Annotated in this window: 14 protein-coding genes; 5 read left to right on the top strand and 9 right to left on the bottom strand. The window is 59.3% G+C overall.

The genetic code is table 11. The features are described from left to right. Window positions 1-123: 123 nt before the first annotated feature. The 3 genes from AC1DX3_RS01190 to AC1DX3_RS01200 are packed head-to-tail and all read right to left on the bottom strand — an operon-like array spanning window position 124 to window position 2,842. The gene (locus tag AC1DX3_RS01190) at window positions 124-636 is read right to left on the bottom strand and encodes a DUF6438 domain-containing protein (protein ID WP_476987403.1); all 513 of its coding nucleotides are present in this window, start codon (window positions 634-636) and stop codon (window positions 124-126) included. A gap of 41 nt (window positions 637-677) precedes the next feature. Continuing rightward, window positions 678-1,475 carry a nucleoside triphosphate pyrophosphohydrolase gene (mazG, locus tag AC1DX3_RS01195; RefSeq protein ID WP_476987404.1) on the bottom strand — a complete coding sequence of 266 codons (798 nt, stop codon included), beginning with the start codon at window positions 1,473-1,475 and terminating at the stop codon, window positions 678-680. After that, window positions 1,472-2,842 (bottom strand): MFS transporter, encoded by a 1,371-nt coding sequence (locus tag AC1DX3_RS01200; protein WP_476987405.1) that lies wholly within the window; start codon window positions 2,840-2,842, stop codon window positions 1,472-1,474. Before AC1DX3_RS01200 ends, mazG begins: the two co-directional genes overlap by 4 nt. Before the next feature lie 491 nt (window positions 2,843-3,333). Here AC1DX3_RS01200 and AC1DX3_RS01205 point away from each other — a divergent pair, with 491 nt between their 5' ends. Beyond that, a complete protein-coding gene (locus AC1DX3_RS01205) occupies window positions 3,334-4,773 on the top strand; it encodes a sugar porter family MFS transporter (protein WP_476987406.1) in 1,440 nt (479 codons plus the stop codon). Between the two features lie 51 nt (window positions 4,774-4,824). On the opposite strand, the gene AC1DX3_RS01210 is transcribed toward AC1DX3_RS01205, so the two are convergent. After that, a complete protein-coding gene (locus tag AC1DX3_RS01210) occupies window positions 4,825-5,571 on the bottom strand; it encodes a FadR/GntR family transcriptional regulator (protein ID WP_476987407.1) in 747 nt (248 codons plus the stop codon). 82 nt (window positions 5,572-5,653) lie between these two features. Further along, entirely contained in the window at window positions 5,654-6,391 is a 738-nt protein-coding gene (locus AC1DX3_RS01215) for an SDR family NAD(P)-dependent oxidoreductase (protein ID WP_476987408.1), read from the bottom strand. Window positions 6,392-6,665: 274 nt separating this feature from the next. Between AC1DX3_RS01215 and AC1DX3_RS01220 the strand changes: the two genes are divergently transcribed. Continuing rightward, window positions 6,666-9,542: a sugar-binding domain-containing protein gene (locus AC1DX3_RS01220; protein ID WP_476987409.1), complete on the top strand. Its 2,877-nt coding sequence runs from the start codon at window positions 6,666-6,668 to the stop codon at window positions 9,540-9,542. Between the two features lie 43 nt (window positions 9,543-9,585). On the opposite strand, the gene AC1DX3_RS01225 is transcribed toward AC1DX3_RS01220, so the two are convergent. Both AC1DX3_RS01225 and AC1DX3_RS01230 read right to left on the bottom strand, forming a co-directional pair. After that, window positions 9,586-9,882, bottom strand: a complete 297-nt coding sequence (locus tag AC1DX3_RS01225; RefSeq protein ID WP_476987410.1) for an antibiotic biosynthesis monooxygenase — start codon at window positions 9,880-9,882, stop codon at window positions 9,586-9,588. Window positions 9,883-9,933: 51 nt separating this feature from the next. Continuing rightward, window positions 9,934-10,644 carry a helix-turn-helix domain-containing protein gene (locus AC1DX3_RS01230; protein WP_476987411.1) on the bottom strand — a complete coding sequence of 237 codons (711 nt, stop codon included), beginning with the start codon at window positions 10,642-10,644 and terminating at the stop codon, window positions 9,934-9,936. A 97-nt stretch (window positions 10,645-10,741) separates the two neighbouring features. On the opposite strand from AC1DX3_RS01230, the gene AC1DX3_RS01235 reads away from it, so the two are divergent. Further along, window positions 10,742-11,197, top strand: a complete 456-nt coding sequence (locus tag AC1DX3_RS01235) for a hypothetical protein (protein ID WP_476987412.1) — start codon at window positions 10,742-10,744, stop codon at window positions 11,195-11,197. 46 nt (window positions 11,198-11,243) lie between these two features. Here AC1DX3_RS01235 and AC1DX3_RS01240 read toward each other — a convergent pair whose 3' ends face one another. Next, window positions 11,244-11,741 (bottom strand): MmyB family transcriptional regulator, encoded by a 498-nt coding sequence (locus AC1DX3_RS01240; protein ID WP_476987413.1) that lies wholly within the window; start codon window positions 11,739-11,741, stop codon window positions 11,244-11,246. A gap of 7 nt (window positions 11,742-11,748) precedes the next feature. Further along, window positions 11,749-12,033, bottom strand: coding sequence for a helix-turn-helix domain-containing protein (locus AC1DX3_RS01245; RefSeq protein WP_476987414.1), 285 nt, complete (start codon window positions 12,031-12,033; stop codon window positions 11,749-11,751). A 117-nt stretch (window positions 12,034-12,150) separates the two neighbouring features. Between AC1DX3_RS01245 and AC1DX3_RS01250 the strand changes: the two genes are divergently transcribed. Next, complete coding sequence (locus tag AC1DX3_RS01250; RefSeq protein ID WP_476987415.1) at window positions 12,151-12,954, top strand: alpha/beta fold hydrolase; 804 nt, start codon at window positions 12,151-12,153, stop codon at window positions 12,952-12,954. Between the two features lie 286 nt (window positions 12,955-13,240). Then, window positions 13,241-13,507, top strand: a complete 267-nt coding sequence (locus AC1DX3_RS01255; RefSeq protein ID WP_476987416.1) for a hypothetical protein — start codon at window positions 13,241-13,243, stop codon at window positions 13,505-13,507. Window positions 13,508-13,625: the final 118 nt, after the last annotated feature.

Consider the following 13,625-nt stretch of genomic DNA (forward strand, 5'->3'; position numbering starts at 1 on the left):
GCGGGCGCCGCATCGGACTTGTGAATCGAAAGCTACATCTGTGTATAATTGCACTTCACAAGTCAGATGTGAAAATGCATTGCGACGTGCAAGTGAGCGTGTGACTTACTTTTGCTATGAAAGTTAGTTGGGCACCCGACGCTGTGCCGCATTCGGCACGGCATGAAGCGTGGCTATCGCGGCCTTGTCCTGGTCGATAAAGGCCCGATACCGTGTCGCCTGGTCGAGGGCCTGCATTGGGCTGGCGAATTCCGGACGATCAACATCGCACTGATCGAGTACCGATGTTTTCATATGGCCGGCCGTGAGGGTCAGGTAGCATTTCGGCCCTTTCGGGCCGGCACCATAGCTGTCGACATCCGTGTCGAAAAAGCGAGCGCGTTTGAAAGCACGCAGGACGCGCCGGACCGAGGCCTTCGGTATATGATAGCGGACGCTTTGCGCTGCACCGGAAATTCTGCGGTCCTGGTAGAACACCGTGCCGTCGGCCATCAGGTCGACGCGATAGGTCAGGCATGGGCTTTGACAAGAACCGTGCTCGAAACTGAGATGGGTGTCCGGAGGGATCGTCTCCTGGCCGGTGGCAAAATAGTAGGCGATCAACAAACCGGCGCACACCGCGACACTGGCCAACATATTGAGCAGCCGTTTGTCGCGTGGGCGGGCAGGCCGCGTCGTCACGGCGTCGCGCGCTCGGCGTGTTTGGCCGCGTTCCACAAAGCGTCCATTTCGGCGAGGTCGGATTGATCTGGCGTCCGGCCTTCGGCGGCGAGGGCGTTTTCGATCGACGCAAACCGTCGGACGAATTTTTGATTGGTGAGACGCAAGGCGTCTTCCGGTTCGACATCGAGCTTGCGCGCCAGATTGGCCATGACGAACAGGAGGTCACCCAATTCTTCGCGCGCTTTGGGCAAATCACCGTTGGCGATCTCGACCTTCAATTCGGCGGTTTCTTCATCGAGCTTGTCGACAACCTCGTTGACGCTCGGCCAATCGAAACCGACCCGTGCCGCGCGTTTGGTCAGTTTGGCGGCGCGCGTCAGGGCCGGCAGGCCGACGGGAACGTCGTCCAAAATGCCGTGCTTGTTCTTGGCCTTGCGTTCCGCGGCCTTGGTCACTTCCCAGGCGACGTTTTGTTCTTCGGCCGTGCGATCGCCGACGTCGCCGAAAACATGCGGATGACGGCGGATCAGCTTTCCGCTCATGCCGGCCGCGACGTCGTCGAAATTGAACAGGCCCTGCTCTTCGGCCAGGCGGGCATGGAAGACGACCTGGAACAACAGATCGCCGAGTTCTTCCTTGAGATCGCGCATGTCGTCGCGTGCGATGGCGTCGGCGACTTCGTAGGATTCTTCAATCGTATAGGGCGCGATCGTCACGAAAGTTTGTTCGCGGTCCCATGGGCAGCCATCGACCGGATCGCGCAAACGCCGCATGACTTCCAGCAAAGATTCGATCGGCGAGGGCGTGGTCACAAAATTTCCTTTTCCTTTAAACCCGCGAGAATAGCGGCATGGCGTTCCGGAGTCAGATTATAGCCGCGCATCGACAGGGCGCCCAATAGCAAAAACAGCACGGGAAGACCGATAAAGAAGGCTTCCAGCCACATCAAGGCCTCGGGGGAATTGTGCGGCACCTTGTTGTCGAAGCCAAGTTTGCTCAGGATAAAGAGCGTGAACACCGAAAAGGCGTAGCCCAGCTTGGTCGTGGCCGACAGGATCGCCATGAGCGTGCCTTTGTGATCATGGCCGGTCTCATAAAGGACTTCGTCGCCGATATCGGCCATCAGGGCCCGGGTCAGAAGCAGCGACGCCGCATAGGGAATCCCGTTGAGGAAGACCATTACCGCGCAGACCACAAAATTGCCGGACGGCGCGAAATACATGGCGCCATAGAGCCCAGCGAAAATCAGGCTGCTGACGATCAGGGTGACGTGTTTGTTGTAACGCCTGGATGCCCAGGTCCACAAAGGCGCGCCGACAATGCCGGCGACGAAATATAACAGCATGGCGATACTGCTTTGTTCGCGGACCAGGCCCTTGGTCTGTTCGAAAAAGAAGAAAAAGAGGGCGGCCATGACGCCCGGCGCCAAGCCCATGAACAGGTCGGCCAGCAGAATATGCTGAACGTTCTTGCGCTTCAGCATGACGAAATAGTCGCCCAGGCGGATATCGTGCGATGGTGCATTCGATACCTTTTCCGGCACGATCCATAAGGCCGTACCGATGCTGAGCGGCAAGGTCACCAGGATGAACAGGCCCATGCCCTGGACGCCTTCGGCATAGGAGCGATGCAGGAGAGACTGGGTGATGACCGGGATCAACAGGACCATGATGATGCCGGCGATATTGCCGACCTGCCACCAGGCGAAGATCTTGGAGCGTTCATTATAGTTGGTGGACAGTACGGAGCCCCAACTGGATTGACTGAGGGCGGCGATCGAGAACCCGACATATATAATGAACAGCCAAATGCCGAGATAGCGTTCCGAACTGCCGACCGGGGCAAAGAAGATAAACCAGGTCCCGGCCATCAGGATCGGCAGGCAGACAAACATCCACAGCTTGAAACGGCCCCACGGCGTGCGGGTGCGGTCCATGAAATAGCCGATGAGCGGATCGACGAAAATGTCGAACATGCGGACAATCAGGAAGATAGACCCGACAACGCTGAGGCTCAAGCCGATATGGTTGGCGAAATATTCCGGCAGGGTGACGGCGAGCGGCAAACCCAAGGCGGCGAAGGGAACGCAGGGACCGATAAAGGCCAGCATTTGCCCCATCGACACCTGAGGTTTCGGCTCCTGCCTTGGCTCTGGCTGTGTCTCTAGTGCGGCTGACATCGATCCCCTCCCTGCGACCCGAGCTAAGCAGGTCCAATGGTCTTCAGTGATAGGGCAGACTCGCTGCTTTGCCAACCTTTGTCGGTGGCGGTGTATGAGTTTAACTCTGTCCGGAATAACTGCCGGTGAGATTCGGAGTAGCCATGGGCCGGTTTCGAGAAAACCGGCACTCCGAATGGCAAATGGCGGATTGGACGAAGTATCATAATGCCATTTGACCGATTGGCTTGGCATGCGTGTGCTGCCCAAGGGTGTGGTATATAAATACCTTTGCGGGCGGCCGCTTCGGCCATTCGGAGTGCCGGTTTTCTCTGAATATGGCACTGGCCACTCCGAATCTCACCGGCCGTCATTTCAGTGACCGACAGCTGCGGCAGCAATTTCGACATCTCCCGGCCTCCGCCTAAATATGTAATATATATTTCTTGACGAGTCCGATTATGCGATCTTTAAGTAGGTTCAAGAGAAGTTCGACAGGGACATCGCCGCACATGCACATGCTATCGGATGACGACGCGAAGACGGTTGGCCGGCCATCCGAATACCCTTTCAATCTCCTCTATATCTGGATGATTTCGGCGATCGCGGCACTGGGCGGCCTTTTGTTCGGCTATGATTGGGTGGTGATCGGTGGGGCTAAACCGTTTTACGAGCCCTATTTCCATCTGACATCTGAGGCGCAGATCGGTTGGGCGAACAGTTGCGCCCTGCTTGGCTGCCTGCTCGGCTCGATGGCGTCGGGAGTTCTCAGCGATCGTATCGGGCGTAAGGCGCTGTTGATCGTCGCCGCAGCCCTGTTCGGCGTCTCGTCGGTCGCGACGGGATGGGCGCATCATTTCGATAGCTTTGTCGCGTGGCGCATTTTGGGCGGCGTCGCTATTGGCATCGCCTCCAATGTGTCGCCTACCTATATTGCCGAGGTCGCGCCGGCACAGTGGCGCGGGCGTCTTGTCACCCTGAACCAACTGACCATCGTTGTCGGCATATTGGGTGCCCAGATTGTCAATTTGTTGATCGCGGGTCATGTTGAAGACGGCCTGTCTGCGGAGGCCATCCGGGGATCCTGGCAGGGCCAGGTCGGCTGGCGCTGGATGTTCACGGCCGTCGCCATCCCGTCCCTGGTCTTCTTTGTCAGCGCCTTCTTGGTACCTGAAAGCCCGCGCTGGCTGATCAAAAATGGCGCCAGGGAGAAGGCCATGGCCGTCCTGGCCCGGATCGGCGGCGCCGACTATGCGGAGGCGGAAATCGGCAGCGTCAAGGCGGGTCTGGTGCGCGAAAGTACGCAGCGCGGCGCCTGGGGCGAGTTGTTGCGCCCGGCCGTTCTCGGCCTTCTCCTGATCGGAATCGGCCTCGCCGTCCTCCAGCAGTGGAGCGGGACGAACGTGATCTTCAACTATGCCGAAGACATCTATCGCGGCGCCGGTTACGACCTCAGCGGCGTGATGTTCAACATCGTCATTACCGGAGCAATCAATCTCGTCTTTACCCTGGTGGCGACCGTGACGGTCGATCGTCTGGGGCGGCGGGCGCTCATGTTGTGGGGCACGGCCGCCATTGCGATTCTTCATGGCCTCCTGGGCGCCGCCTTCTATTTCCACATCACAGGACCGTTGGTTCTGATCCTGACCCTGGCCGTGATCGCCGCCTATGCCACGTCGCTGGCACCGGTGACCTGGGTCCTGCTTTCGGAGATTTTTCCCAATCGTATCCGAGGCGTGGCGATGTCGATTGCCGTGTCGGCTCTGTGGATCGCGTGTTTCGCCGTCACCTATACCTTCCCGATTCTCAACCGGAGCCTAGGCGCTGCCGGGACATTTTGGTGTTACGGCGCTTTCTGCTTCGCCGGTCTGCTATTCATCATTTTCACGGTGCCCGAAACGCGTGGGAAATCGCTTGAGGAAATTGAGGTTCGGCTTACCTCGAAGTCTTAAGTCTTTTTCACGTCACTTTGTTTTCACACGTAATTATCCAAAATGTGAGAGTCACTTTTGGGAATTGCGTTCCAGCCTCGACTTCGCGCGTTTTTCATCCTTCTGGACCCGTTCCATCAGGTCCAAAGCGCCGCCGATCAGGTCCCGCATGCCCGTTTCGGCTTCCTGGATTTTGCCGGCCAGGATGGCGTCGGCAACCCGTTTGTGATCCTTGGCGCTGGCGAAGCGCACGCCCTTCAGGTCATTCGTCTTGCGGATGCTGAAACGCAGCGCCGTCTCGATCATCTCGCGGTGCTGGCGGTAGAAACGATTGCCGCTGGCCTTCAAAACGGCGAGGTGGAAGGCGATGTCGGAGGCCAGGGGATCGTCCTCACCGCGGTCAGCGGCGAACATGCGCTTGATGGCGTCGTCGATGGCCGCGCGCTCTTCGCCAGATGCCCGTTTGGCCGCCAGGGCTGCGGCGCCCGGCTCGATGCTGAGACGGATCTCCGTGAACTCGATCAAAAGCTGCCACGAAAACTTGCGTTCGAGCAGCCAGCGCATGACGTCCGGGTCGAGAAGATTCCACTGATCTTCGTCATTGACTACGATGCCGCGCCGGCGTCGAGAGGTCAGAAGGCCCTTGGAGGTCAGCATCTTGACGGCTTCGCGGGTGACCGTGCGCGCGGCCTTGTAGGTTTCGGACAGTTCGCTTTCGCGCGGGAAGGGCATGTCATCGAACCGTCCGGTGACGATGGCCACACCCAGGTCCTGAACGATGGTTTCCGTTACGTTCGTCGCACTGGTTGGTGCCCGCATAGTTCCTGATCTCTGTCGTTTGTCAGTCCATAACGCACAAAGCGCAAGGGCGTGCAAGCCTTAGCCCACCGCCACTTTCGCATCAAAGCTTGGCCAGCCGCCCGCCGTCGACCAGAAGGCTGGAACCGGTGACAAAGGCAGCTTCGTCACTGGCCAGAAACGCCACTGCCGCAGCGATATGCTCCGGTTGGCCGACATCCTCGGGCGCCAGCACCTCGGCGCCGGACTTGAGATTGGGGCTGGCCCACAGCATGGGCGTATCGACCGCGCCCGGCAGGACCGCATTGGCGCGAATGCCGACGGCCTTGCCTTCGATGGCGCTGCTTCTTGTCAACGACCCCAACGCCGCCTTGGCCGCCGCATAGGGCGCGACATTGGCTGAGGTCTGCTGAGCGTGGACGCTCGAAACATTGACGATGGCGCCGCCGTTCGTCATGCGGCGGAAAGCTTCGCGGGTGAAGTGGACGGCGCCCATCAGGTTGATATCGAAACAGCGGCGCCAGTCTTCGCCCGTCAACGCCTTGATCGGCTTGTAAATCATGGCGCCGGCGACGTTGACAACGACATCGAGCCGGCCGAAGGCCGCCATCGCCATATCACAAACGCCCGTGACCTCGGCCTCTTGCGAGACATCGCATTTCGCCAGCACGACCTTGGGGGCGCCCAGCCGTTCCAAGTCGCGGCTGACGGTGTCGGCCATGTCGATAGCCAGGTCCACCATAACCAGGCTTCCGCCTTCACGGGCGAACTGTTGCGCGCAAGCGTGACCGATCCCACCCGTGGCACCGGTGAGGATGATGACCTTGTCCTTGAAACGCATGGGCTTATAACCTCCGGGATCGCCTTCATTATACACGGCCTTGCGCACCTGTTGGCGGCTAAAGCGGACCTATCCACATCGCTACCGATCCGCCTGCCGCAAATCAATATGTAATATATAATTATTATGTTGAAATACGATGAGTTACAGTCGATTGGGCGAAAAATGCAGCAAAAATGGCAGGTATCGTCATGGTCCGAGGCTTGCGGATTCACAAATGCCGTCATAAAGTAATATAAATGAAATTAACGCCGGCCACCAGAGAGGAAGTGACATGGCAAAAGTGACCCCAGCGGAGAAGGTCAACCTGACCCGGCGCGGCTTGGTGCAATCCTTGGTGACGCTCCCGTTTCTGGGAGTGGCTGGAGGCTCTTATGCTGCAACAAAAGCGGTCAGTGGTCTTGATGGCGCCTGGCAATACGCCCTCGACCCACACGACGAAGGCCTCGCCCAGACCTGGTTTGAGCGGACCTTGCCGGGCGAGGTGGACTTGGCGGGCAGCCTGGAGAAGGGCCGTATCGGTAATGCCGTCGCCGTCGATACGCCGTGGACGGGCGACATCCACGACCATCTTTTTTTCGACGCCCCGGAATATGCCCGGTATCGCGAGCCCGGCGATATCAAGGTGCCGTTCTTCCTGCAGCCCGACACCTGGTACCGTGGCGCGGCATGGTACGCGCGCGAGATCGATGTGCCCGCCGCCTGGCGCGGCAAGCGGATCGAGCTGTTTCTCGAACGCGCCCACTGGGAAACCCGGGTCTGGGTTGATGGGCAGCCGTTCGGCAGTCGCGACACGCTGCATACGCCGCACAGCTACGACCTTGGCCTTCTCACGCCCGGCCGCCATAAGCTGACCATTCGCGTCGACAATCGGATGATCGTCGAGATTGGCCATAACGGCCACGGCGTCACCGACCATACCCAGGGCAACTGGAATGGTATCGCCGGGCGGATCGAGCTTCGCGCCACCGAGCCGGTATGGATCGACCGTGTCGATCTCTATCCGTCATTAAACGAACGGACATTGAAGGTGCGCGGATATGCCGGCCGCAGCACGTCGGCCGCCGCAACGAACGTGACCGCCGAGATCGCTTTCGCCAAATATGTAACGCGCGTGCTGGTGACGTGGCAGGATGACGCAGCCACATTCGAAGCGGTCATCGTTCCCGACGCTCACGACGCCGCGGCGATGCGGACGTGGGACGAATTCGATCCCGTCCTGCATGATGTTTCGGTGCGTCTGTCTAATGGCGAAGCCTGGCGCGGTCGCTTCGGTTGGCGTGACCTGAGCCCGACGCCTGCGGGCTTTCGGTTGAACGGCCGGCCGGCCATGTTCCGCGGCGCCTTGGAATGCAGTATTTTTCCGCTGACCGGCCATCCCGCCACCGATATCGACACTTGGCGGCATGTCATGCGTCGCGCCAAGGCCTACGGCCTGAACCATTTGCGCTTCCACAGCTATTGTCCGCCGGAGGCCGCGTTCGACGCCGCCGATGAAATCGGTGTCTACCTCCAGATCGAGACGGTTTGGGCCAACCAATCGGTGACGATCGGCAGTGGTCTGCCGGTCGACCAGTGGGTCTATGCCGAAACCGACCGGGTTCTGGCCGCCCACGGCAACCATCCGTCCTTCATGCTCATGACCCATGGCAATGAACCGAAGGGAGGGGCGGAGCGCGACGCCTTCCTGGCGGCCTATGTCCGCCATTATCGCGACCTCGACGGGCGGCGGCTGTGGACCTCGGGCTCAGGCTGGCCGACGATCGGCGACAACCAGTTTCATGTCACGCCGACGCCGCGCATCCAAAGTTGGGGCGACGGGCTCAAATCGCGGATCAACAGCCTGCCGCCGGAAACCGAAACCGACTATCGCGACTTTACCAGCCAATACCCGGTCCCGGTGATCAGCCACGAGATCGGTCAGTGGTGCGTCTATCCCAACATCGAGGAAACGGTCAAATATAAGGGTTACCTGAAGGCCAAGAACTTCGAGATATTCGCCGACCGCCTGCGCGACAATGGCCTCCATAGCCATGCGCGTGATTTCGTCAACGCCTCGGGGCGGCTGCAGGTCCTGTGCTACAAGGAAGATATCGAGAGCGCCCTCAGGACCGAAGGCATGGGCGGATTCCAGTTGCTCGGCTTGCAGGATTTTCCGGGGCAGGGGACGGCTCTAGTTGGCGTCGTCGACCCGTTCTGGGACAGCAAGTCCTATGTGACAGAGGATGAGTACCAGCGCTTCTGCGCGCCTACCGTGGCACTGGCCCGGATGAAGACGCGGGTGGTCGAATCCGGAACGCCTTTTGCCTTTGCGGTCGACGTGGCGCATTTCGGCGCCGCGCCGATCGAAGACGCGGACATCACCTGGCATGTATCCTCGGCCGGCGGCGTAGACCTGGCCAAGGGCAGCTTCCCACGACGCAGCCTTGCCGTCGGCAATACCCCGCTGGGGCTGTCCGCAGCGCCGACGCTCACGGCCGACAAGGCTACCGCCGCCCGGCTTGAGGTGACGATTGCCAAGGACGGGCACGTCATCGCCCAAAACGACTGGGACATATGGATCTATCCGGCTGCGGGCGACGCACGGCCCTCCAGCGACCGCCTGCTTCGCGCCGACCGGATCGACAGCCGGGTGCTCGACCATCTCGCCAAGGACGGTGACGCACTGATCGGTCTGCCTGGCGCCAGGGTCGCCAATTTTGCCGAACAACCGGTCAAGCTCGGTTTTTCAAGCATCTTCTGGAATACGCTGTGGACCGAGCGGCAGGCGCCGACGACGCTTGGCATAGTGTGCGATCCGCGGCATGCGGCGCTCGCCGACTTTCCCACCGATAGCCACAGTAACTGGCAATGGTGGTACCTGCTTCAGCGGGCCGGGGCTTTGCGACTGGATGTGTTGCCGCCGGGCGTCGAACCGATCGTGCGCGTCATCGACGATTGGTTCACCGCACGTCCGCTCGGCCTGGTCATTGAGGTCGCCCTTGGCAAGGGCAGGGCGATCGTCTGCGGTTTCGCCGTCGATGGCCCGGAGGCCGACGACCCGGTCAGCCGGCAGATGTTGGCAAGCCTGGAAACCTACATGCTCAACGATGCCTTCCGGCCGGCGATCACAGTCTCGCCCGACCAGTTGGCGCGCCTGGCGACGGCATAATCGTTGCCTGGCCGATCTAACTCGTAAAGGACGGAAAAGCCGGCTATTTCAGCGCCAACACCACAGAGCCGGAGACGGGATCGGTAACACCCCCACCGGGCATGGCTTCCAGCGTGTCGCGGAACGAATCCAAGGTCGCGATCATCTGCGGACGAGCGGCCGCCATGGCGTCCATATCGGTCCATTCAGCGATGATGCAGTAGCTGCTGTCACCCGTCTTGATCATATTGGCATGCACCAGGCCCGGCCAGTCGGCGACGGTGACACGGTGGGCTTCGAGGAACTCGTCCTCACGGCCGGGTTTGACGCGAAAACGGACGGCATTGAAAGCAGTCACCATGGCACCCTCCATCAGATAACGGCGTCATCTTACGCTGTCTTTAGAGCTAAGTCACTGGCGTGTCTTTAGGTACGCCGATGGTGAGACACCCGTATGATGGCGAAACGCGCTACTGAAGGCGCTTGAACCGGCAAAACCGCACTCATGGGCCGCCGTTGTCGCCGACTTTCCGTCCTGCATCAAATGGATAGCGCTCAGCAAGCGCAGCCCCCGGCGCCACACAGCGAAGGTCAGGCCGGTCTCGGCAACGAAGCGCCGCATGAGGCTTCGCGGTGACATTCCGATCGTTTTTGCCCAAGTCGTCAGGTCACGATCGTCAGCGGGTGAATGGGCCAGGGCCTCGGCCAACTTGACCAGGCGAGGATCTCTGGGCGCCGGGAGGGACAGCCTGTCGTCCGGATCGTTGATAAGGATGCGTTTGAGGAGGGGCCAGACGACATCGCCGTCCGTCGGCTTGTCCACCAACCGGCGAAGCAAGGCAAGGTGCAGAGGATCGGCGTCAAGCACGCGTGCGGCATCCGGTAAGCCGTGGCAGTGGTCGTTCGACACCTTGACACTGAATCCGTGGACAGGACCGTTCGAAGAAAATCCGTGCTCGACGTTTGATGGTACCCAGCACAACCGGCCGGGGACCATGATCCAGGTGTGACTGCCGACGAACAGGCGAAGGGTACCACCCGTCAAGGCAAAGGCCTGCCCCTCGCTGTGGCCATCACGAATTTGGGCCGGCGCGTCGCGCTGAAAACGATAGGCTTTGAGCATTGGGAGCATTGGGAGCATTGGGAGCATTGGCGGGATATTATCATAAAATGTCATTTTTTGGCAATTTCGCCATAGGTTCCGCGGGTAAATTTACCCAATGGCATTTGATTTGAACCGCTTAACCCCTTTCCTGGGCACCTGGCACGGGACCGGGGAGATTTCCGTCAGTCCGTGGCAGGGCGCGGGACTGTGCAAGGGGCGTTGGACCTTCCGTCGCGATCAGGCCGGCAACAATGTCATATTTGATTACGAAGAAAAGCGGGGTGACGGCTCCACCTTTCAAGGGCACGGCATTTGGTGCGTGGATGGGGAGGACCTGCTGTGGTTCTGGTTTGACAGCTACGGCTTTCCACCTTTGTCACCGTCTCGCGGCGGTTGGCAGGAGAGGGGGCTGGTGTTGGAAAAGTCGACGCCGCGCGGATTGGGACGATCGTGCTGGACGTGTGATGGCCGAAATCTGACCTATGTGACCGAAGCGCAGCCGACAGGCCAGTCCAGCTTTTCGCAGGTTATGTCCGGCCGATATACGCGCGTTAAATCGTGGCTCTTTTAACGGGAGGCATGTTGGGGCGACGCATAGTGTCCGGTCACAGTGGCGACTACAAATCCCACCCACCGTTTATAAAAAACTCGCGAGTCGTCCGATCGGCGGGGAAAAACATTTCGAGGGTCAATTCGGAAAGTGTGATGTCGCTTGCCGTGCCAAAAACCGTGGTCGTCGAGAGCAGCGATAGCAGCGGACCGTTCGATATCCGAAGTTTGAGCATGACCGCAACCGGTGAGATTTGCGCCGGGCGGAAGCCGGTTTTGGGTATGGGCAGCGCTGACAGTTCATCTTGGAGGCGCGCGAGTTGCTGATCGGCGGTTGCGGCAAAATCACCGCGCAGCCTGGCCAGCAAATGGTGGCGCCATTCCGGCAGGTTCTCGATGCGCGGCGCAAGACCTTCGGGGTCAAGTGTCGCCCGGAGGACATTGGGTGGCATAGCCAGAAGCCTATCCGGCAAGCCTTTGAGCAGGGCCTGGGCCGGCGCGTTGGCGCTCACCAGATTCCAGTAACGGTCAATGGCCAGGGCAGGAAAGGGGCTTTGGCCTTGCAATATCGTGTCAACGGCGGCTCGGGACCTCTTCCATTTCCGGCGCATTGAGGTCTTGTTCCCTATGCAGGGGCGCATACCCTCCCGCGAGAAGCAGGCGATTGCGGTCGCGCAGTGGCATGGCAAGCTCTTCACCCAATCGCTGAAGCATGTCCCGACTGCCCTTGGACCGGCCGCTCTCAATAAAACTCAAATGCCGTGCGGAAATATCGGCTTCCAACGCAAGATCGAGCTGGCTCATCCTGCGCCGCCGGCGCCAGTCGCGCATAAGGTCGCCCACGGTTTCGCTGCTCATTTTCACCTCTCAGTCCGTTATTCATGCGGCAAGAATCGGCCTGAGCCAATTACCTTCGAGGTAATTGTTCTGCACCTGGATTGCCGCAACACTGATGCGGCAACATAGGAGAGCGAGATGACGGCACCGTTTGTAAATATCGAAAATGGCCACCAACTATATGTTCGTGACTGGGGCACCGGGCAATCCGTGCTGCTACTCTCAGGATGGGCGATGGACAGCCGCTGCTGGGGTGAGACCATGGTTCAGCTCAATGCGGCGGGCTTTCGCACCATAGCCTATGATCGGCGCGGGCACGGACGGTCCACCGACCCTGGTGTCTATGATTATGACATATTGGCCGACGACTTGGCGAAAATCATCGAGACACTGGATCTGTCCGATGTCGTGCTGGTAGGGCACTCTGGCGCGGGCGGTGAAATCATTCGCTATCTCAGTCAGCATGGCGCTGAACGGGTCGCGAGAGTGGTGTTGGTTGGCGCAACGGGCCCATCCATGGTTGCTCGAAAAGCCGGCGAGGTTGGCATCCCCGTCGAACTGGTCGAACCGGCCATTGCGCGTATTGCCGGCGGACTTTCGGAGTGGATCGCCGAAAATATTCGACCTTTTACTCCGGAAGCGGACGAGGGCACCTTGCAATGGCTTGACGCCATGCCGAGAGACGCGTCAAGACGCGCGATTGTGGATTTCCAACGTGCCATCCTGACGACCGATTTTACCGATGAAGCGCGCGGAATTTCCGTGCCCGTCAAGCTGATCCATGGCGATCGGGATGCAAGCGCGCCGCTTGTTTGGACGGCGCTACGGTATGCAGATCTCATTCCAAATGTAGAGCTGTGCATCTATGAGGGCGTGGCCCACGGTGTCATGATCACCCATTCCAACCGATTGGCCGCCGATATCGCGGGAGAAGGCCGATGAGTGAGACCTGCGTCATCCATTGGCGCAGGGTCTCAACACCGACAGGCAGACCGTCCGTGAGAGGCGTGTCCATTCTATCGGTGACCTACGCACAAACATCGCATAATAAATATTATGGGAAATAATGGCGTTGTTTTACGGCTAAGGCCACAGCCAACGCCCTAGGTTAGCTTATAGCTTCCTTATGCAACGCCCTGATCTTAGGCACATACGCCTTATGAGGATTAGGTTAGCTTCAATACCACGCCACTGACGGCGCCGAGTACGCATACCAGGGAAACATGACATGGCCACGATCGCCACGCCTTTCAAACCGACAATCGATAGCTTCGGCCAATTGACGCTTCGTGCCGCTCAAGCGCAACACGACATCTTGGCTGGTGCCTGGGATCGCGTCCGTCCGTTCAAGCCATCGCGCAACATGATGATCGCCATTGGATTTGTGGCTGCCTGTGTCGTGGCCATGACTGGCTTGCTCGCCTTCGACCAATCGGCTTTTGCCTATCATGATCTTCCGACCTATTATGGCGGCGTTGCCATCGATGTCGACTGAATGTCGACTTCATCTTCTTGGTGAAGATGAATTTCAATCGTTGATCGGTAGCTGTCACAAATGTGGCAGAAACCCTAAATAATGATTTGATTATAAAGCATTTTATGTCTGTGGAAAA

The sequence above is a fragment of the Asticcacaulis sp. P2_B1 genome (assembly GCF_056404915.1).

Excerpts from the sequence above, each read along its gene's own strand:
- AC1DX3_RS01190 (WP_476987403.1), bottom strand. The coding sequence starts at position 636 with ATGTTGGCCAGTGTCGCGGTGTGCGCCGGTTTGTTGATCGCCTACTAT.
- AC1DX3_RS01200 (WP_476987405.1), bottom strand. The coding sequence starts at position 2,842 with ATGTCAGCCGCACTAGAGACACAGCCAGAGCCAAGGCAGGAGCCGAAA.
- AC1DX3_RS01205 (WP_476987406.1), top strand. The coding sequence starts at position 3,334 with ATGCACATGCTATCGGATGACGACGCGAAGACGGTTGGCCGGCCATCC.
- AC1DX3_RS01210 (WP_476987407.1), bottom strand. The coding sequence starts at position 5,571 with ATGCGGGCACCAACCAGTGCGACGAACGTAACGGAAACCATCGTTCAG.
- AC1DX3_RS01215 (WP_476987408.1), bottom strand. The coding sequence starts at position 6,391 with ATGCGTTTCAAGGACAAGGTCATCATCCTCACCGGTGCCACGGGTGGG.
- AC1DX3_RS01220 (WP_476987409.1), top strand. The coding sequence starts at position 6,666 with ATGGCAAAAGTGACCCCAGCGGAGAAGGTCAACCTGACCCGGCGCGGC.
- AC1DX3_RS01225 (WP_476987410.1), bottom strand. The coding sequence starts at position 9,882 with ATGGTGACTGCTTTCAATGCCGTCCGTTTTCGCGTCAAACCCGGCCGT.
- AC1DX3_RS01230 (WP_476987411.1), bottom strand. The coding sequence starts at position 10,644 with ATGCTCAAAGCCTATCGTTTTCAGCGCGACGCGCCGGCCCAAATTCGT.
- AC1DX3_RS01235 (WP_476987412.1), top strand. The coding sequence starts at position 10,742 with ATGGCATTTGATTTGAACCGCTTAACCCCTTTCCTGGGCACCTGGCAC.
- AC1DX3_RS01245 (WP_476987414.1), bottom strand. The coding sequence starts at position 12,033 with ATGAGCAGCGAAACCGTGGGCGACCTTATGCGCGACTGGCGCCGGCGG.
- AC1DX3_RS01250 (WP_476987415.1), top strand. The coding sequence starts at position 12,151 with ATGACGGCACCGTTTGTAAATATCGAAAATGGCCACCAACTATATGTT.
- AC1DX3_RS01255 (WP_476987416.1), top strand. The coding sequence starts at position 13,241 with ATGGCCACGATCGCCACGCCTTTCAAACCGACAATCGATAGCTTCGGC.